The sequence below is a fragment of the Variovorax sp. P5_A3 genome, assembly GCF_056400665.1.
This window is the reverse complement of the sequence record NZ_JBFUKW010000002.1, coordinates 552,355-567,409: the sequence shown is the minus strand read 5'-3', so window position 1 is coordinate 567,409 and position 15,055 is coordinate 552,355. Positions and strand designations below refer to the sequence as shown.

16 protein-coding genes are annotated in these 15,055 nt (G+C 66.2%); 3 read left to right on the top strand and 13 right to left on the bottom strand.

What is annotated here, in order from left to right; translation table 11 throughout:
* Nucleotides 1-6 precede the first annotated feature (6 nt).
* The 8 genes from AC1D3B_RS04830 to AC1D3B_RS04795 all read right to left on the bottom strand — a co-directional run bounded on the left by AC1D3B_RS04830 (nt 7) and on the right by AC1D3B_RS04795 (nt 6,787).
* Nucleotides 7-417, bottom strand: a complete 411-nt coding sequence (locus AC1D3B_RS04830) for a YidH family protein (protein WP_478189518.1) — start codon at nt 415-417, stop codon at nt 7-9.
* Nucleotides 418-436: 19 nt separating this feature from the next.
* Nucleotides 437-1,195 carry a hypothetical protein gene (locus AC1D3B_RS04825; protein ID WP_478189517.1) on the bottom strand — a complete coding sequence of 253 codons (759 nt, stop codon included), beginning with the start codon at nt 1,193-1,195 and terminating at the stop codon, nt 437-439.
* A gap of 17 nt (nt 1,196-1,212) precedes the next feature.
* On the bottom strand, nt 1,213-1,803 hold the full coding sequence (locus AC1D3B_RS04820; RefSeq protein WP_478189516.1) for a hypothetical protein: 591 nt from the start codon (nt 1,801-1,803) through the stop codon (nt 1,213-1,215).
* Nucleotides 1,804-1,843: 40 nt separating this feature from the next.
* Nucleotides 1,844-2,698, bottom strand: coding sequence for a DUF2092 domain-containing protein (locus AC1D3B_RS04815; RefSeq protein ID WP_478189515.1), 855 nt, complete (start codon nt 2,696-2,698; stop codon nt 1,844-1,846).
* A gap of 167 nt (nt 2,699-2,865) precedes the next feature.
* Nucleotides 2,866-3,480, bottom strand: coding sequence for a response regulator transcription factor (locus AC1D3B_RS04810; protein ID WP_478189514.1), 615 nt, complete (start codon nt 3,478-3,480; stop codon nt 2,866-2,868).
* A gap of 4 nt (nt 3,481-3,484) precedes the next feature.
* The gene (locus AC1D3B_RS04805) at nt 3,485-5,305 is read right to left on the bottom strand and encodes an ATP-binding protein (protein ID WP_478189513.1); all 1,821 of its coding nucleotides are present in this window, start codon (nt 5,303-5,305) and stop codon (nt 3,485-3,487) included.
* A 25-nt stretch (nt 5,306-5,330) separates the two neighbouring features.
* Entirely contained in the window at nt 5,331-5,747 is a 417-nt protein-coding gene (locus tag AC1D3B_RS04800; RefSeq protein ID WP_478189512.1) for a hypothetical protein, read from the bottom strand.
* Between the two features lie 128 nt (nt 5,748-5,875).
* Nucleotides 5,876-6,787, bottom strand: coding sequence for an ion transporter (locus tag AC1D3B_RS04795; RefSeq protein ID WP_478189511.1), 912 nt, complete (start codon nt 6,785-6,787; stop codon nt 5,876-5,878).
* A 139-nt stretch (nt 6,788-6,926) separates the two neighbouring features.
* On the opposite strand from AC1D3B_RS04795, the gene AC1D3B_RS04790 reads away from it, so the two are divergent.
* The 3 genes from AC1D3B_RS04790 to cydB are packed head-to-tail and all read left to right on the top strand — an operon-like array spanning nt 6,927 to nt 10,742.
* Nucleotides 6,927-8,312: an aldehyde dehydrogenase family protein gene (locus AC1D3B_RS04790; protein ID WP_478189510.1), complete on the top strand. Its 1,386-nt coding sequence runs from the start codon at nt 6,927-6,929 to the stop codon at nt 8,310-8,312.
* Nucleotides 8,313-8,325: 13 nt separating this feature from the next.
* On the top strand, nt 8,326-9,735 hold the full coding sequence (locus tag AC1D3B_RS04785) for a cytochrome ubiquinol oxidase subunit I (RefSeq protein WP_478189509.1): 1,410 nt from the start codon (nt 8,326-8,328) through the stop codon (nt 9,733-9,735).
* Complete coding sequence (cydB, locus tag AC1D3B_RS04780; protein ID WP_478189508.1) at nt 9,732-10,742, top strand: cytochrome d ubiquinol oxidase subunit II; 1,011 nt, start codon at nt 9,732-9,734, stop codon at nt 10,740-10,742. Before AC1D3B_RS04785 ends, cydB begins: the two co-directional genes overlap by 4 nt.
* A gap of 47 nt (nt 10,743-10,789) precedes the next feature.
* Here the strand turns inward: cydB and AC1D3B_RS04775 are convergent, their stop codons facing one another.
* The 5 genes from AC1D3B_RS04775 to AC1D3B_RS04755 all read right to left on the bottom strand — a co-directional run bounded on the left by AC1D3B_RS04775 (nt 10,790) and on the right by AC1D3B_RS04755 (nt 15,019).
* Nucleotides 10,790-11,113: a cell envelope biogenesis protein TolA gene (locus AC1D3B_RS04775; RefSeq protein ID WP_478189507.1), complete on the bottom strand. Its 324-nt coding sequence runs from the start codon at nt 11,111-11,113 to the stop codon at nt 10,790-10,792.
* Between the two features lie 126 nt (nt 11,114-11,239).
* Nucleotides 11,240-12,028 (bottom strand): DUF3313 domain-containing protein, encoded by a 789-nt coding sequence (locus tag AC1D3B_RS04770; protein ID WP_478189506.1) that lies wholly within the window; start codon nt 12,026-12,028, stop codon nt 11,240-11,242.
* Nucleotides 12,029-12,076: 48 nt separating this feature from the next.
* Nucleotides 12,077-12,478 carry a response regulator transcription factor FixJ gene (locus tag AC1D3B_RS04765; protein ID WP_478189505.1) on the bottom strand — a complete coding sequence of 134 codons (402 nt, stop codon included), beginning with the start codon at nt 12,476-12,478 and terminating at the stop codon, nt 12,077-12,079.
* 95 nt (nt 12,479-12,573) lie between these two features.
* A complete protein-coding gene (locus tag AC1D3B_RS04760) occupies nt 12,574-13,185 on the bottom strand; it encodes a response regulator transcription factor (RefSeq protein WP_478189504.1) in 612 nt (203 codons plus the stop codon).
* A gap of 4 nt (nt 13,186-13,189) precedes the next feature.
* Nucleotides 13,190-15,019 (bottom strand): ATP-binding protein, encoded by a 1,830-nt coding sequence (locus AC1D3B_RS04755; protein ID WP_478189503.1) that lies wholly within the window; start codon nt 15,017-15,019, stop codon nt 13,190-13,192.
* Nucleotides 15,020-15,055: the final 36 nt, after the last annotated feature.

The window sequence follows — 15,055 nt, the reverse complement described above, 5'->3', positions numbered from 1 at the left end:
TGCGCCTCAAAGCAATCTGAAGGCAATGCCGACGAAGATGAACAGGGCCGCCACCGACATGATCAGCGCCATCACGAACGAAGGCTGCATGATGTGCAGGGGCTTGTTGTGCTGCAATTCCCTGATCCGCAGCCAGTACTCGATGGTTCCCATCACCATCGCGACGGTGCCCAGGCCGGTGAGGAACAGACCCACGTCACGTGGCATCTCGGCCTTGATCGTGTGCGCCGCCTCGTGCTGGAAGCCTTCGATGACCTTGTAGATGGTGAAGCCGAAGCTGGTCATGGAAAGCGCCGTCCTCACCCACGCCATGAGCGTCCTGTCCGCGGCCATGACCGTGCGGTCGACGGCAAGGTCGGTGTTGATCTGTGCCTGCGACTTCGGCGGTTCAGGCGTCGTGGAGGGGCTGTCTTTCATGTCCATTTCGCCGTCCCGTTCAGAACTTGAATCCGGCGCCCGCGAAGAATCCGCCAAGCGCCACCTTGCTGAGGAGCCCTTCGTCGCGCTTGTAGCTCAGGTAGCGATAGCCGAACTTGAATGAAAGGGTCGGCGAATACTGGTAGCTGGCGCCGGCAATCCCTTCCCAGCTCGACGTCGAACTTCCCCAGCCCCTGTCGAGGTAGCCGAGTACCGACCACTTGTCGTTGATCGGCGCGATCACGCGCGCGCCGACGACGCCGTTCCACCAGCCCACGGAATCGTGGAGTCCCGGCCCGGGCAGATTTGGCGCGAAGTCCACGTCGGTCTTCGCGTTCACGTAGCGCCCGCCCGCCAGGACATCGACCTGGACGGCGCTGTCGTACACCCGATAGAGGCCGGCCAGGGTGTAGATCTGCTGTACGTAGTCGACGTCCACGCCCACGGGCGGAAGGGAGCCCAGCTGGCGGGATACGCCGAGCTTCACGTACTGCATGTCGAGCAATGCGCCCCAGGGGCCCTTGTGTGCCTCGAGTGTGCCCATCGCACCGAAGTCGAGTGCCTTGAGGACACTCGTCGAGTTCACGCTGGTGGTGCTTTGGGGCAGCACGCCGAACCGGAGGTCCGACTTGATGCCGGCCGCCCACAGGTAGGGAATGAACTCGAATTGCCATGCATCGGGCGGGGGCTGGCCTTGCGCCGCGGCGGACAGGCATGCCAGCGCCGAGGCCAGCCCGACGGCATGCTTCAGCACGTGTGAAGACTTCGATCTGCGCATGGCATTCCCGTGTGGATTCAAGGCGCCGGCACGACGCTGTAGTACACGCCGCCGGCACCGAAGGAAGGCCTGAACCAGGCGTTGCCGACCTGGTAGTAGGTCACGCCGCCGCGATCGACGTACACCGCACCCGTTGGCAGCGTCGTGAAGCTCGTACCCAGCGGATAGGCAGGAATCACCGCAGGCCGGGCCAGTGCCGCCCCCGCCACGACGCCGGCCGCCAGTCCCACGGCGGCGCCCGCGGCGACCGCTCCACCGCAGTCGTAGCAGCCCGGGTGGTAGTACGGCACGCCGACCGGCCGGTAGTACGGCGCATAGCCCCCATAGCCATAGCCCGGCGGGTGGTAGGTGGAGAAGCCGCCGGCCGTGGTGTGCACTGCGCCCATGCCGTACGCGCCGGTGGTGGTTCCGCCCCACCGGTTGGTGTGGCTGGTTCCGCCGTACCAGCTGTGCGAGGTGCTGCCGCCGAACGCGTTGTCGTGGGTGAAGCCGCCGAATCCACCCGTCGTGTGGCCGCCCCAGGCATTGGCCCGCGCCCACGCCGATGCGGATGTGTGGAATCCCGCGGACAGAAGCGCCGCGGCGAGCAAGGGAAGAATGGCTTTCATCGGATTCATTTCGAGTCCCTTCATGTCCTTCAGGTCGCCTTCAGGGCGCCTTGCCCGGCCTGGCGCTCTTTGCCTTGGGGGCCGTCGCCGGTGCCTGCGGCATGGCGAACGGAATCCTCTTCGCATTGGCCGCGTTGACCGACGCGAACGCCTCCGCGGCCACGACGGGGTCGAGCTTCCAGTTCGACAGATCCACCTGGTGGCGCAGCAGGAGCGGGTCGCCGCGGTACATCGCGCGCAATCGGCGCGGCAGCTTGTCGTCGGCACCGATCCAGATCTGCATGAACAGTTCGTCGCTGGCCACCGCGAGCACGTCGGTCGTCGTACCGCCGATCGACGAGGGCCCGACATAGAACGCCTTGGTCAGGCCCTCGGTGATGTTCTTGAACGGATCCGCGCCCAGCACGTCGGCAAAGGGAAAGTAGATGGCGGCATTCTTGAACGCCGCTTCCAGCATGGCATCGACGGTGGGCGGCGCGGGCGTCACGGCAACGAGGTTCTCGGAAGTCGCGAAGGCGGTCAGCGTCTTGCCGTCGTAGTAGTACTCCACACGCTTGACGTCGCCGCCCGTGATCACGCGCAGCTTGTTCGGCCGCTGCAGCAGCACCTCGGAGGTGGTCGAGAAGGCCAGCGGCGGGCCTATGCTGGTAGGGCTTTCATAGGTCGCGACGGCGGTGAATGCCATCGACGACGCTCCGGTGAGCGCGCCGCTCATCGCTCGCAGCAAGTCCATCGCCTTGGCTTCCAGTTCGGGCGCAGCCTTGGCGGGGGTATTGGCCCTCGAAGCGGAAGGCTTGGCGGGCGCGTTCTGGGCGTCCGCCCCCACGACGAAGGTCAGGCTGGCGGCCAGCAACAACGCCTTGGCAAGAACTTGTGATCGGCTCTTCACTGACATCTCCTTCCGTGACACTTGTCTGTCACGCTGCGATCGACGAATCCCGACGGACGCGGGACCCTGATGCGCATTCATTCTGGAAGCGCTCGTGCGGCAAATCCAGCCGGGCGGCCACGTACCCCCACGTACGTGGTCGGTCGACGCGCCCCAGGCCGGGAGGCCGTTGGCTAGTCAACTGATCGTTCGGTATGGAGGCGCATCAGTTCGGTGATCGAACTGACGCCGAGCTTCTCGAGCAGCCGGCTCCGGTGCTGCTCGACGGTGCGATGGCTGATGTCCAGGTCCTTGGCGATGACCTTGCTCGGCAGGCCCCTGAGTGCCAGCCGCATCACCTCGCGCTCCCGCACCGTCAACGATGCGATCTGCTTGTCGAGGCGCCTGCCCCCTTCGGCGGACGAGGGATCGCGCATGCTCGCATCGCGACGCAAGGCCTCGTCGATGGCGTCCAGCAGTTGCTGTTCCCGGTACGGCTTCTGGACGAAATCGACCGCCCCGTCCTTGACGGCCTTGACCGCCATGGCGATGTCGCCGTGACCGCTGATGAAGACGATCGGAATGCGCGCGCCGATCGCCAACAGGTGCTCCTGCAGCGCCAGTCCGCTCATGCGGGCCATGCGCACGTCGAGCACCAGGCAGCCCGGGCGCGTTGCGTCGAAGACGGGAAGGAAATCGAGCGCCGAGCAGTACACCTCGGTCGCGAGGCCGACGGAACTCATCAATTCCCGCACGGAATCGCGATAGGCCTCGTCGTCATCGATGATGAACACGGTAGGCTCTGGCATCTCGTCAGTCTACCGAAGTTGCGGTCAGGAGTGTGAAACTGAGCACCGCGCCGCCCCCGATGCGGTGCGAAGCCCACAACTTTCCCCCCTGTGCCTCGATCAGCTTGCGGCAGATGGCCAACCCGACTCCCAGGCCGTTGGACTTGGTCGAATAGAACGATTCGAAGATCCGCTCCAGGTCGCCTTCGACGATGCCGCGGCCGCGATCCGCGACTTCGACGAGGACTTCGTCGCGCCCGGTGACCCGGAGTGCGACGGTGATCTCCCGCCCGCCTTCCGGTGGCATCCCCTCCATGGCCTCCATCGCGTTGCGAAGAAGGTTCAGGATGACCTGCTGCAGATAGATCTCGTCGACCACCACCGCCGGCAAGGGAGCTTCCGGCGCCGGCCGGATGCGGATGTCGCGCAGGTCGCAGTCCATCTCCACCATGCCGACGCATTCGGTCACCGCCCGCTCGATGTCGACCAGCTTCTGCTCCGGCTCGTGCAGTTTCACCATGCTGCGCATGCGTGTCACCACATCGCCGGCGCGCGTCGCCTGACCGACGATCTTGTCGATCAGGTCGACCACGCGATTCACGTCGGGCACCGCTTCGCCAGCGCGCCGGCGCGCGGCCAGCGCGTAGTTCTCGATCGCGCCGAGGGGCTGGGTGATCTCGTGGGCCAGCGCCACCGACATCTCTCCCGCCGTGTGGACACGCACGAGGTGGGCCAGCCGCTCCCGCCAGTGCGCGGCCTCGACCTCGGCCACCAGCTTGCGGTGCTCCGCCGCCTCTCGTGCATGCAGATTGGCGAACACTTCGGCCAGCAGGCCCATGCCGGGCGTCAGGGCCTCGGGCCACTCGTGCTCCCATTTGACGCTCGCGAGCGTGAGCGCACCGGCATTGCGGCCCTCGACCGCGATGGGCACGGCGAGCAGGGAGCGCACGCCGATCCCGGAAAGCGTGTCCGCGTCTGCCTTGCCCGCCGGCGGCAGATCCGAGAGATGCGCGATTCGCACGACCTTGCCCGCACTCAGCTGGGCACGGATCCACGGCAGGTCGACCACCTTGCCTTCCGCAGCCGGCCCCGCGAATCCGTCCGCGTGCCACTCCTGTGCCACACCCAGGGGGCTGCCGGAGCCGCGATGCCATAGCGCCACCCGCTCGGCGCCGACGTACTCTCCGATCTGCCGGAGACCCAGCGACATCGCCTGATTCTCTTCAGCGGGCGTCGACCGCACGAGTGACGCGAGAATGCCGCTCGCCAGGCGCTCGAAGCCGATCGCCAGGTCGAGTTCCTCCTGCGCGCGCTTGCGAGCCAGGGCACTGCCGAAAATCCTCGCCAGCAGGCGCATCCGAGCCACCAGATCGTCAGGCCAGCTGCGCTCGCTGCGCACGCAACCGAAGTTGAGACTGCCGAGCAGTTGCCCCGCCACCACGATGGGCATCATGACGTGGGATTTCAGTCCGATCCTGCGCCAGTTCTCCTTGTCGAGCTCCGCTTCGGGCGGCAGGTCGTCCAGGCGGGAAAACACGATCGGCTCGTTGGCGGCCGCCTTCGCCAGCGCCCATGGATTCGTATTGCGTGCCGGCCCGAGGTGCCTGGGCACCGGACTCACGCCCTCCACGGCGTAGGAGTGGCTGACCTCCGCGCGGCCGGTCAGCGGGAAGACCCGATTCACGGTCGATCGATCGATACCCAGCGCCGGCACGATCCGCGCAAGGCCTTCGTCGATGGCGTGATCGATGTCCCGGGCGGACGCCGAGACGAACGCGGCCGACAGATCCGACAACAGGCGCTCGAAGTCCAGTTCCTGGGGCAGCGCACGGGCCAGGTCCGTCATGACTGGCCGGCGCGCGAGTCCGCGGCTATCGCCGGAAACCGACAAACGCGGGGCCGCCCCAACCGCCCCAGCCTCCCCAGTCCATGGCGTTCATCTCGTTCATCTGGGCCGCCTCGAGGTTGTTGTTGCTCAGCTGCTTCGCGACGCGCATCCGCTGGTAGTCCTGGTACTGGGGCAGTCCGCCGACGTAGGCCAGGTTGTTCATCGAGTCGGGCAGGACATAGTAGGTGGCGCCCTGATACGTGACGGGCGAGACCTTGTCCTTGGGCAGCTTTGCGAGGATCGCTTGCTGGCCCGGATTCTTGGGCGTGATCACCTTGAATCCGGCGGCAATGGCCAGGTTGTCGTTGCTGAGGGCGTTGTCTCCCGTGGCGCAGCCCGCAGCCAGTGCGACCAGGGCCGCCGCGGCGGGGTACTTCAACGAATCGAGCAGTTTTCTCATGGTCGTTCACCAGGTTGGGGGGTGCCGTTGACGAGCACCGGGACGACGCGCCTCGAAGGCGCAGGGGGAAAATCCCGGCGACCATTGGCAATCCTCGATTCGCGCGCATGACGGGTCAATCCGGGCGGCTACTCAGCACCACGTACGTGCGAGGACCCGTCGCCGAACTCGTTCTGCCATGGCGGCAGCGCGGCGCCGCAATCGCTGCAGAAGCGCGCGCCCGGCGGATGCCCCTCGCTCAGGCATTCGTGACAGGTCCGCGTGGTGGGCTGGTGCAAGGTTCGCATGGCCGTGAACTCCGCGCTCACGATGCCGGTGGGCACCGCCAGCGTGCCCCAGCCCAGCAGCATCATCAGGGACGCGATCATCTTGCCGAGGTCGGTATGCGGCGTGATGTCGCCGAAGCCGACCGTCGTCATCGTCGTGATCGCCCAGTAGACGCCCATCGGGATGCTCGTGAATCCGTTCGACGGCCCTTCCACCACGTACATCAGCGTGCCCATGATCAGCACGACCAGCATCACGAAGGCCATGAAGACCAGGATCTTGCGACGGGACGCGGCCAACGCCCGGCCCAGGGCGCCGAATTCATGGACGTACTCGGTGAGCTTCAGGATACGGAACATGCGCAGCAGTCGCAGCACCCGCACGTCGATCAGCGCATGGAGCCCCGGCACGAAAGCGGCGAGATAGGTCGGCAGCACGGCGAGCAGGTCGATGACGCCGAACACGCTTCGCGCGTACCGGGCCGGGCGCTGGACACATGCGAGGCGGGCAATGTACTCGGCCGTGAACGACAGCGTGAAGACCCATTCGAGCACGCTGAAAGTGTGCTGGTACTTCGCATGCACCGAGGCGATGCTGTCGAGCACGACCACCGCGACGCTGGCCAGGATCGCCGCGATCAGCGTCAGGTCGAACAGGCGCCCCGCGCGCGTGTCGGCCTCGAAGATGATCGTGTACACCTTCAGCCGCAGCCCCGACGCGGGCCGCCCATAGATTTGTGAATCCCGTTTCCGCGGGGCCGAACTGGTTTCCATGGCGGGATCGTATGCGAACGCCCGGCGGCAAAAGACCATGGCCTTCGAGCACGTACGTGGCCTGCGTGGCCGCCGGGATGGTCAACGCAGGGCGTCAAGTCGATCATCCGGTTTCTCCGATCCACATGGAGCCAACGCCATGTCCCAGCCTGACTTCGCCTCGCTCGTCGCCAGCCAGCGCGCCTTTTTCCTCGAAGGCCATACGCGCCCGGTCGAATGGCGCAAGACCCAGCTCGAAGCGGTCAAGGCCCTGTTCACCGACCACCACGACGCGCTGTGCGACGCGCTCTGGAAAGACCTGCGCCGCAACACGAACGATGCCGACCTCATGGACGTCGAGTACTGCGTCAAGGAGGCGGACTACGCGCTCAAGCACATCGACACCTGGGTGAAGCCGCTGCACGAGCCGATGCCGCTGGTGTTCGAGCCGGGCTACATCCGCGTGAACCGCGATCCGCTCGGTGTGGCGCTGATCATCGGCGCGTGGAACGAACCTTTCATGCTGGTCTTCGGCCCGCTGGTGGCGGCGCTGGCCGCGGGCAACACGGCCGTGCTGAAGCCGTCCGAGATCGCAGTGAACTGCGCGGCCGCCGCGGCGCGGCTGGTGCCCAAGTACTTCGATCCGCGCGCCGTCACGGTCGTCGAGGGCGCCGTGCCCGAGACCACCGCCCTGCTGGCACAGCAATGGGACATGATCTTCTTCACCGGCAGTCCGCCCGTCGGCAAGATCGTGCACCAGGCCGCGGCGAAGAACCTGACGCCCTGCGTGCTCGAACTCGGCGGCAAGAATCCGACCATCGTCCATTCGTCGGCCAACCTCAAGTCGGCCGCCCGGCGCATCGCCTACGGGCGCTTCATGAATTCCGGCCACATCTGCACCGCGCCCGATCACGTGCTGGCATGGCCGGAAGTGAAGGACGAGTTCGTGCAGCACATGAAGGACACGATCCGCGAGTTCTACGGCGACGACCCGAAGCAAAGCCCGGACTACGGCCGCATCATCAACCGCCGCAACTTCGATCGCCTCGCCGGCCTGATCGGCAGCGGCAAGGCCGTTGCCGGCGGCCAGACCGATGCCGACGAGCTCTACATCGCGCCGACAGTGCTGGTGGATGTCGCGGTCGATTCGCCGATCATGAAGGAAGAGGTCTTCGGCCCGATCCTGCCGGTGCTCGAGATCGATTCGGTCGAGTCGGTCATCCAGTGGGTCAACAGCAGGCCGAGTCCGCTGGGCCTCTACATCTTCGCCGAGGACAAGAACGTGGTCGAGAAGATCCTGGGCGCCACGCGCTCCGGCGATGCGGAGGTCAACGACTGCGCCATCCATCCGCTCTTCCCCGAGCTTCCGTTCGGCGGCGTGGGCAACTCCGGCATGGGCAAGTACCACGGGCGCTGGGGCTTCGAAGCCTTCACCAATGCGCGCGGAATACTCCACCACAGCAGCACCGTCGACCCCGGCGTGCGCTATCCGCCCTACGCGAAGCACGATCTCGAACGCGTCGTCGTCAACAAGCTGATGCCGTAGGGGCCGGCACGTCATGGACCTCGATCCGGTCACGCTGTCGCGGATCCAGTTCGGGTTCGTCATCAGCTTCCACATCATCTTCCCGGCGTTCACGATCGGGCTCGCAGCGTGGCTCGCCACAATCGAGGGCGCGCGACTGGCAACGGGCAACCCGCTCTACCGGCGGGTGTTCGACTTCTGGCTGCCGATCTTCGCGGTGTCTTTCGGGATGGGCGTGGTCACGGGCATCGTGATGGCGTTCCAGTTCGGCACCAACTGGGGCGTTCTCGCGGTCAAGACCGGCTCCATCCAGGGCCCCCTGCTCGGCTACGAGGGCTTCACAGCCTTCATGCTCGAGGCGACCTTCTTCGGCGTGATGCTGCTCGGGCGGGACCGGGTGTCGCCACGCTTCTACTTCTTCTCGTGCTGCATGGTGTCGCTGGGCACGATGTTCTCGTCCTTCTGGATCCTCGCGAACAACAGCTGGATGCAGGTGCCGCTGGGCCACACGATCGTGGACGGCAAGATCATTCCGGTCGACTGGATGCAGATCGTGCTCGGGCCGATACAGATGGTTCGCTGGCCCCACATGCTGCTCGCCGCCCTGCTGACGACCTCGATGTGCGTGTCGGCGACCGGGGCCTGGTATCTGCTGCGCCGCGTGCACTTCGACGAAGGCAGGATGATGCTGCACTGGGGCCTGGGGCTGGCCGCGGTGCTGATTCCGGTCCAGCTCTTCTTCGGCCACCTGACGGGCGAATACGTGCTCAAGCACCAGCCTGCCAAGTTCGCGGCGATCGAGGCGCGCTGGAAGAACGAGCAGCCTGCGAGCGAAGTGCTGATCGCCATTCCCGACGAGAAGAACGAGCGCAACCTCTACGCCATCTCCATACCGAAGCTGGGCAGTTTCATCGCGTCGGGCAACTTCACTGCCGCCGAGCGCGGGCTCGAATCCTTCCCGCGCGAAGACCGGCCACCGGTGCTGATTCCCTTCTTCGCCTTCCGGATCATGGTCGGCATGGGGCTCATCATGCTGGCCGTCTCGTGGTTCGGCAATTTCCTGCGCTGGCGCGGCAAGCTGGAGTCGTCGCGCTGGTTCCTTTGGTGCACGTTCGCGGCCTTCCCCACCGGCTTCGTCGCCATCCTCACCGGCTGGTACACCGCCGAGGTCGGACGCCAGCCCTGGGTGGTCTATGGCCTGCTGCGCACCAAGGACGCGGTCACTCCCTCCCTGACATCCGGCGACGTGCTGACCTCGCTGATCATCTACGTGGTGGTGTACTGGCTCTTCGTTTCCTTCGGCATCTACTACATCTACAAGCTGCTGAAACAGGGGCCACGGGCCAGGACGGAGGCCACGGCCAACGTCACCGGCAGCCGTCCGCTGGCCGTGGCCGCGCGCACCGATGCGACGGCCAAACCCGGATCGGGAGGTGCTCGGTGAATGCCATCCAGCCCAGCGACCTGGCCCTCTTCTGGGCGGCAGTCATCGCCGTCTCGATCCTGATCTACGTGATCCTGGACGGCTTCGACCTCGGTGTCGGGATCCTGTTCGGCACCACGAGCGAGGAGAACCACCGTCTGGGCATGATGGACACCATCGCGCCCTTCTGGGATGGCAACGAGACCTGGCTGGTCATCATCGGCGCCGGGCTGTTCGCGACCTTTCCGGTGGTGTATGCGGTATTCCTGGGCGCGTTCTACCTGCCGGTCCTGCTGCTGCTCGTCGGCCTGATCTTCCGGGGCATCGCCTTCGAATTCCGCTTCCGCAGCGTGAAGACGCGCTGGCTGTGGGACACGGGCTTCTTCCTCGGCTCGACAGTGGTCGCTTTCGTGCAGGGGGCCGCGGTGGGCGCACTGATGCGCGGGCTCAAGGTGGCTGACGGCCAGTTCGCCGGCACGTCCTTCGAATGGCTGCATCCGTTTCCGATACTGACCGGCATCGGCCTCGTCTGCGGCTACGCGCTGCTGGGCGCGGGCTGGATCGTGCTCAAGAGCGAAGGCGCTTTGCGCGAATGGGCCTATCGCCGCATCCCCTGGCTGGCGCTGGCCGTGTTCGTGATTCTCGGGATCGCATTCGTGGTGTCGCTGACCTGGGATATCGGCGCGATCTCGCAGGGCCACTTGCGCGACAGGCCCTGGGGTTGGATTTTCCCGGTCGTGGCGATCGCCGCCCTGCTCGGCGTCGTGATGGGTGCTCGCGCGCGTCGAGATGGCGTCGCGTACGTATTGACCATGGTGTTCTTCGCAGCGGCCTACCTGACGCTCGGCGTGATGTTCTGGCCCTATATGGTCCCTTATGCCGTCACCGTGGGCAGCGCGGCGGCGCCGGACCCGTCGCTCCAGTTCCTGTTCTACGGGGGAGTGGTGGTGTTGCCGGTGATCGCCATCTACACCTTCGGCGTCTACTGGGTCTTCCGCGGCAAGGTCCGCAGCGGCTACCGGCAATGAGGGAAACGCGACACCGCGGGAAGCGGTGTCGCAAGTCGGTCACTGGGTCACTTGGCTCCAGGCATGTCGGGCGTACCGCCATTCGGGGCCGCCTTCCTGTTCGGATGCTTCGCGTCACGCGCCTCGACCTTCGACTGGCCGGCCGCAGCCGCCTTGCCCGTGCCGATGGCATCGTTCTGCGCCGAGTTCACCTCGTCGCCCCCGACCGCCTTCACCTTGCCTTGCGGCCTCGAGTTGACCTTGGCCTGTGCCTTGTCCTGCCCCTTGCTGTTGGTGATCACCTGCTCTTGCGACGACGCGCCGGCGGGATTCTGTGCGTACGCACCGGCTGCGAACAGACCGGCGATCATGACTGCGAGGATTTTGCTCATCTGGATTCCTTCAGGGTGGTGGATGAAAAAGTCATTGTGGAAGGAGCAGCCGTTCACAACCATCCCGGCTGCCACCTAACTTCACGTACGTGATACGTGATCAGGATAGAACGCGCTGTCCGGACATCAGGATGACGCCGCGCGCAACTCTTTGAAGCGCCGCGCGAAGACGGCCGACCACTTGTTGAAGGCGTCCTGCGCGTAGGTCCAGCTCTGGAACGAACTGACATAGCCGTTGAGCCACGCTTCCGCCGCGGTCGGCGCCCCGCTGTTCAGGTCGGCGGCGTACTTGAGTCCGATCTCGGTGTCGGCACACTCGCCGACGACCTCGCCCGTCGCGCCGTCGCGGAACTGCGCCTCGAGCCCCGTCTGCCCCATGTAGGGTGTCGAGCCCGCGGGACGCCCGGTGGCCGCGCCCGACCCGATCTCGGCGACGAAGCCATAGGGAACCGCGGTGCCGGCCAGGCTCTTGGCCGTGTTGGTCGGGATCAGCGCGGTCAACGCGAGCCGGACGCGCAGGACGCCCGGTCCCGTTGCGTTGACGATCTGCACTTCGGGCGTCAGGTCTCTTACCAAGGCACTGTGGAAGTAGTCCAGCAGGGTTTTCAGGTCGCTGGGATCCACTGGCCGCTGGTCGGCGGTCGGCTTGATGTAGACCTGGATGCGTTCGATCATGACCTTGTCGTAGCGCTTCCAGTCGACGCCGGTCTGCCGCCAGCACAACAGCCCGCTGTTGGCCGAAACGGATTTCAGCTTCGCCGGATCGCTCAGGAAGCCGACATTCGGAACCTTGTCTTTCGCGTTTTCGGACGCGATGACATCCGCGCCGCCGCCGGGCGCGGCACAGCCCGCGAGCAACGCAAGGGCGATCGCAATGGAACTCGTGGGCAAGATAAGGAGGAAGCGCAATTTCATGGATGGTCCAAGGTGAGGGTTTCGTGCCCTGCAGGGTGCCCGCAGGGCTCACTTTTTCTCCGGGCAGGCCCGGCGCACCGCGGCGCGCAACTGCCGCACGCTCACGGGTCGTTCGAGGAAATCCGTCGCGTCGAGGCGCGCGATGCTGACCGCGGTACGGAAGGCGGAATGCGGCCCCAGCACGATGACCGGCACCATCGAGCCTGCGGACCGGATTTCCCTCACCATCCGGAGCGTGGCCGCCTCGTTCCCGTCGACCGAGGCGATGAGGCAGCCGTCGGCCGCGCCGGCGAGGCTGGCGCGCAGCGTCGGCCCGTCGTCGAGGAAGACGACGGCGTCCACCGAACGCACGAGCGCTCCCTCGATCCACGCGCGCTCGGCCGGGTCCGGGTCCACGACATAGACGGTTGTTGGCATGAGTTCCGAAAGGGTGAGCAGCACATGGCGCATTCGAGCACACCATGTTGAGTGCCGCGAGGCCCAGGGTCCATCCCGGCGACCACGCAACGCCACGTACGTGGTGGGCCGAACGGCCAGGCCAGCGCCTAGTCGGAAGGGCTGTCGAGATTGAGGCGCAGCAGGTCGTTGATCGAGCCGACACCCAGTTTCTCGATGAGGCGGCTGCGGTGCTGCTCGACCGTGCGGTGGCTGATGTCCAGCTCCTTGGCAATGAGCTTGCTCGACAGTCCCTTGAGCGCCAGGTCCATCACCTCCCGTTCGCGCACGCTCAGGGAGTCCAGTCGCCCGGCCAGGGCCTGGCGACCGTCGGCGGCGGTCGCGCGCGGCGCCGCATTGCGTCGCAGCGCCTCGTCGATGGCGTCGAGCAATTGCTGCTCGCGATAGGGTTTCTGGACGAAGTCCACCGCGCCATCCTTCACCGCCTTGACCGCCATCGCGATGTCGCCGTGTCCGCTGATGAAGACGATGGGGATGCGCGCCCCCATGGCCGCGAGGCGCTCTTGCAGCGCGAGTCCGCTCATGCGGGCCAGGCGCACGTCGAGCACGAGGCACCCTGGCCGCTCGGGGTCGAACACGTCGAGAAAGTCCACCGCGGAACTGAAGGTCTCCGTCGGCAGGCCGACCGAACTGACCAGTTCCTGCACCGAATCACGGTAGGCCTCATCGTCGTCGATGATGAAAACAGTCGGCTCGGCCATGGCGTCAATCCGCAGGAGCGGCAAGGGGAAGCGTGAAGTGGAACAAGGCGCCGCCGCCGGGATGGTGCGACGCCCAGAGGTGCCCGCCGTGGGCCTCGATCAGCTTGCGGCAGATCGCCAGGCCGACGCCGAGGCCGCTGGACTTGGTCGAATAGAAGGACTCGAAGATCCGCTCCAGGTCGCCTTCGGCGATGCCCGCACCGCGGTCTGCCACCTGTGCCTCGATCTCGCCGCGCTCGTTCAGCGCGATGGCCACGCCGATGTCCCTGGCACTGGCGCCGGGGAGTTCGATCGCCTCCATCGCGTTGCGCAGCAGGTTCAGGACCACCTGCTGCAGATGGATCTCGTCGACCACCACCACCGGCAATCCGCGCGCGCAAGTGACGCGAATGCGGATGTCGCGCATCTCGCAGTCCATCTTGACCATGCCGATGCATTCGTTGATGGCGCGCTCGATGTCCAGCGGCTTGGGGTCGAGCTCGTGGCGCTGCGCCATGCTGCGCATGCGCATCACGACGTCGCCGGCGCGCGTGGCCTGGCCGATGACCTTGTCCAGCAGTTCGACCACGCGGGCCATGGAGGACGCGCCTTCGCCGGCGCGCCGCCGCGCGGCCAGTGCGTAGTTCTCGATCGCACCGAGCGGCTGGGTGATTTCGTGCGCCAGCGCGACCGACATCTCGCCGGCGGTGTGCACCCGCACCAGGTGCGCCAGGCGCTCGCGCCAGTGCGCCGCCTCGACTTCCGCGGCCGACTTGCGCAGCTCCGCCGCCTCGCGCGCGTGCAGGCTGCCGAACACGTCGGCCAGCAGGCTGACACCGGGCGTCAGCGCCTCGGGCCACTGGTGCTCGCGCTGCAGGCTGGCAATCGAGAGGGCACCCGTGGTCCGGCCGCCCACCGAGATGGGGACCACCATGATCGATCGCACGCCGCCCTCTTCCAGTGCAACGCGATCCCTCGGTGCTGCGGGCGACAGGTCGGCAACATCCGATATCCGGACGACATGGCCCTCCACCACCTGGGCGCTGATCCAGGGCATCACACTGGACATTTCGGTGTGGCTGGGCGCCTTGACGCCCTGCGCATCCCAGCGCCGCGTCATGCCCAGGCGCGTTTCATCGCCGAGCCGCTCCCAGAGCGCGACATGCTCCGCCCCGACGAACTCGCCGATCTGCTGCAGCCCGAGCGAAATGGCACGGCTCTCCTGGCCCGGCTTCGCGAGCACCAGGGACGCCAGGATGGAACTGGCCAGCCGTTCGAAGCCGATCGCGATGTCCAGGGCTTCCTGGGTCTGCTTGCGCGCCAGGGCGCTGCCGAACACCTGGGTCAGGAGCCGCATCCGCGCCAGCAGGCTGTCCGGCCAGGTGCGTTCCGCGCGGACGCAGCCGAAACTCAGCGAGCCATGCAACTCGCCCGCCACCACGATGGGCATCGTGACGTGCGACTTGAGGCCGACGCGGCGAAAGCCTTCCTTGTCGACGCTTGCTTCCGGCGGCAGGTCGTCGATGCGCTCGAAGACGGACGGCAGGTTGCGGATCGAGTTGGACAGGACCCACGGGTACAGCGAACGCGCCGGAAGCGACAGGGGAACCGGATCGATACCCGGCACCGCGAATGAATGCGTCACCTCGATCCAGCCGTTCAACGGATACAGCCGGTTGAGGGTGCAGCGATCGATCTGCAGGGCTTCCACGATGCGTTCGAGGCTGTCCTGGATGGCGCGGTCGATGTGCTCGGGCGGCAGGTCGATGAAATCCGCCGACAGCTCCGACAGGAGCCGCTCGAAGCGCAGCAGATCGAGCGCGAACAGGCTGTCGGGGACGAATTCATGCTTCATTTGATCGCATCAACGGAGGTATCCTGCGGCCCATCG

Coding starts and splice junctions, on each gene's coding strand:
- AC1D3B_RS04770 (WP_478189506.1), bottom strand. CDS start 12,028: ATGAAATTGCGCTTCCTCCTTATCTTGCCCACGAGTTCCATTGCGATC.
- AC1D3B_RS04790 (WP_478189510.1), top strand. CDS start 6,927: ATGTCCCAGCCTGACTTCGCCTCGCTCGTCGCCAGCCAGCGCGCCTTT.
- AC1D3B_RS04795 (WP_478189511.1), bottom strand. CDS start 6,787: ATGGAAACCAGTTCGGCCCCGCGGAAACGGGATTCACAAATCTATGGG.
- AC1D3B_RS04765 (WP_478189505.1), bottom strand. CDS start 12,478: ATGCGCCATGTGCTGCTCACCCTTTCGGAACTCATGCCAACAACCGTC.
- AC1D3B_RS04755 (WP_478189503.1), bottom strand. CDS start 15,019: ATGAAGCATGAATTCGTCCCCGACAGCCTGTTCGCGCTCGATCTGCTG.
- AC1D3B_RS04800 (WP_478189512.1), bottom strand. CDS start 5,747: ATGAGAAAACTGCTCGATTCGTTGAAGTACCCCGCCGCGGCGGCCCTG.
- AC1D3B_RS04760 (WP_478189504.1), bottom strand. CDS start 13,185: ATGGCCGAGCCGACTGTTTTCATCATCGACGACGATGAGGCCTACCGT.
- AC1D3B_RS04825 (WP_478189517.1), bottom strand. CDS start 1,195: ATGCGCAGATCGAAGTCTTCACACGTGCTGAAGCATGCCGTCGGGCTG.
- AC1D3B_RS04830 (WP_478189518.1), bottom strand. CDS start 417: ATGAAAGACAGCCCCTCCACGACGCCTGAACCGCCGAAGTCGCAGGCA.
- AC1D3B_RS04805 (WP_478189513.1), bottom strand. CDS start 5,305: ATGACGGACCTGGCCCGTGCGCTGCCCCAGGAACTGGACTTCGAGCGC.
- AC1D3B_RS04815 (WP_478189515.1), bottom strand. CDS start 2,698: ATGTCAGTGAAGAGCCGATCACAAGTTCTTGCCAAGGCGTTGTTGCTG.
- AC1D3B_RS04775 (WP_478189507.1), bottom strand. CDS start 11,113: ATGAGCAAAATCCTCGCAGTCATGATCGCCGGTCTGTTCGCAGCCGGT.
- AC1D3B_RS04785 (WP_478189509.1), top strand. CDS start 8,326: ATGGACCTCGATCCGGTCACGCTGTCGCGGATCCAGTTCGGGTTCGTC.
- AC1D3B_RS04820 (WP_478189516.1), bottom strand. CDS start 1,803: ATGAAAGCCATTCTTCCCTTGCTCGCCGCGGCGCTTCTGTCCGCGGGA.
- AC1D3B_RS04810 (WP_478189514.1), bottom strand. CDS start 3,480: ATGCCAGAGCCTACCGTGTTCATCATCGATGACGACGAGGCCTATCGC.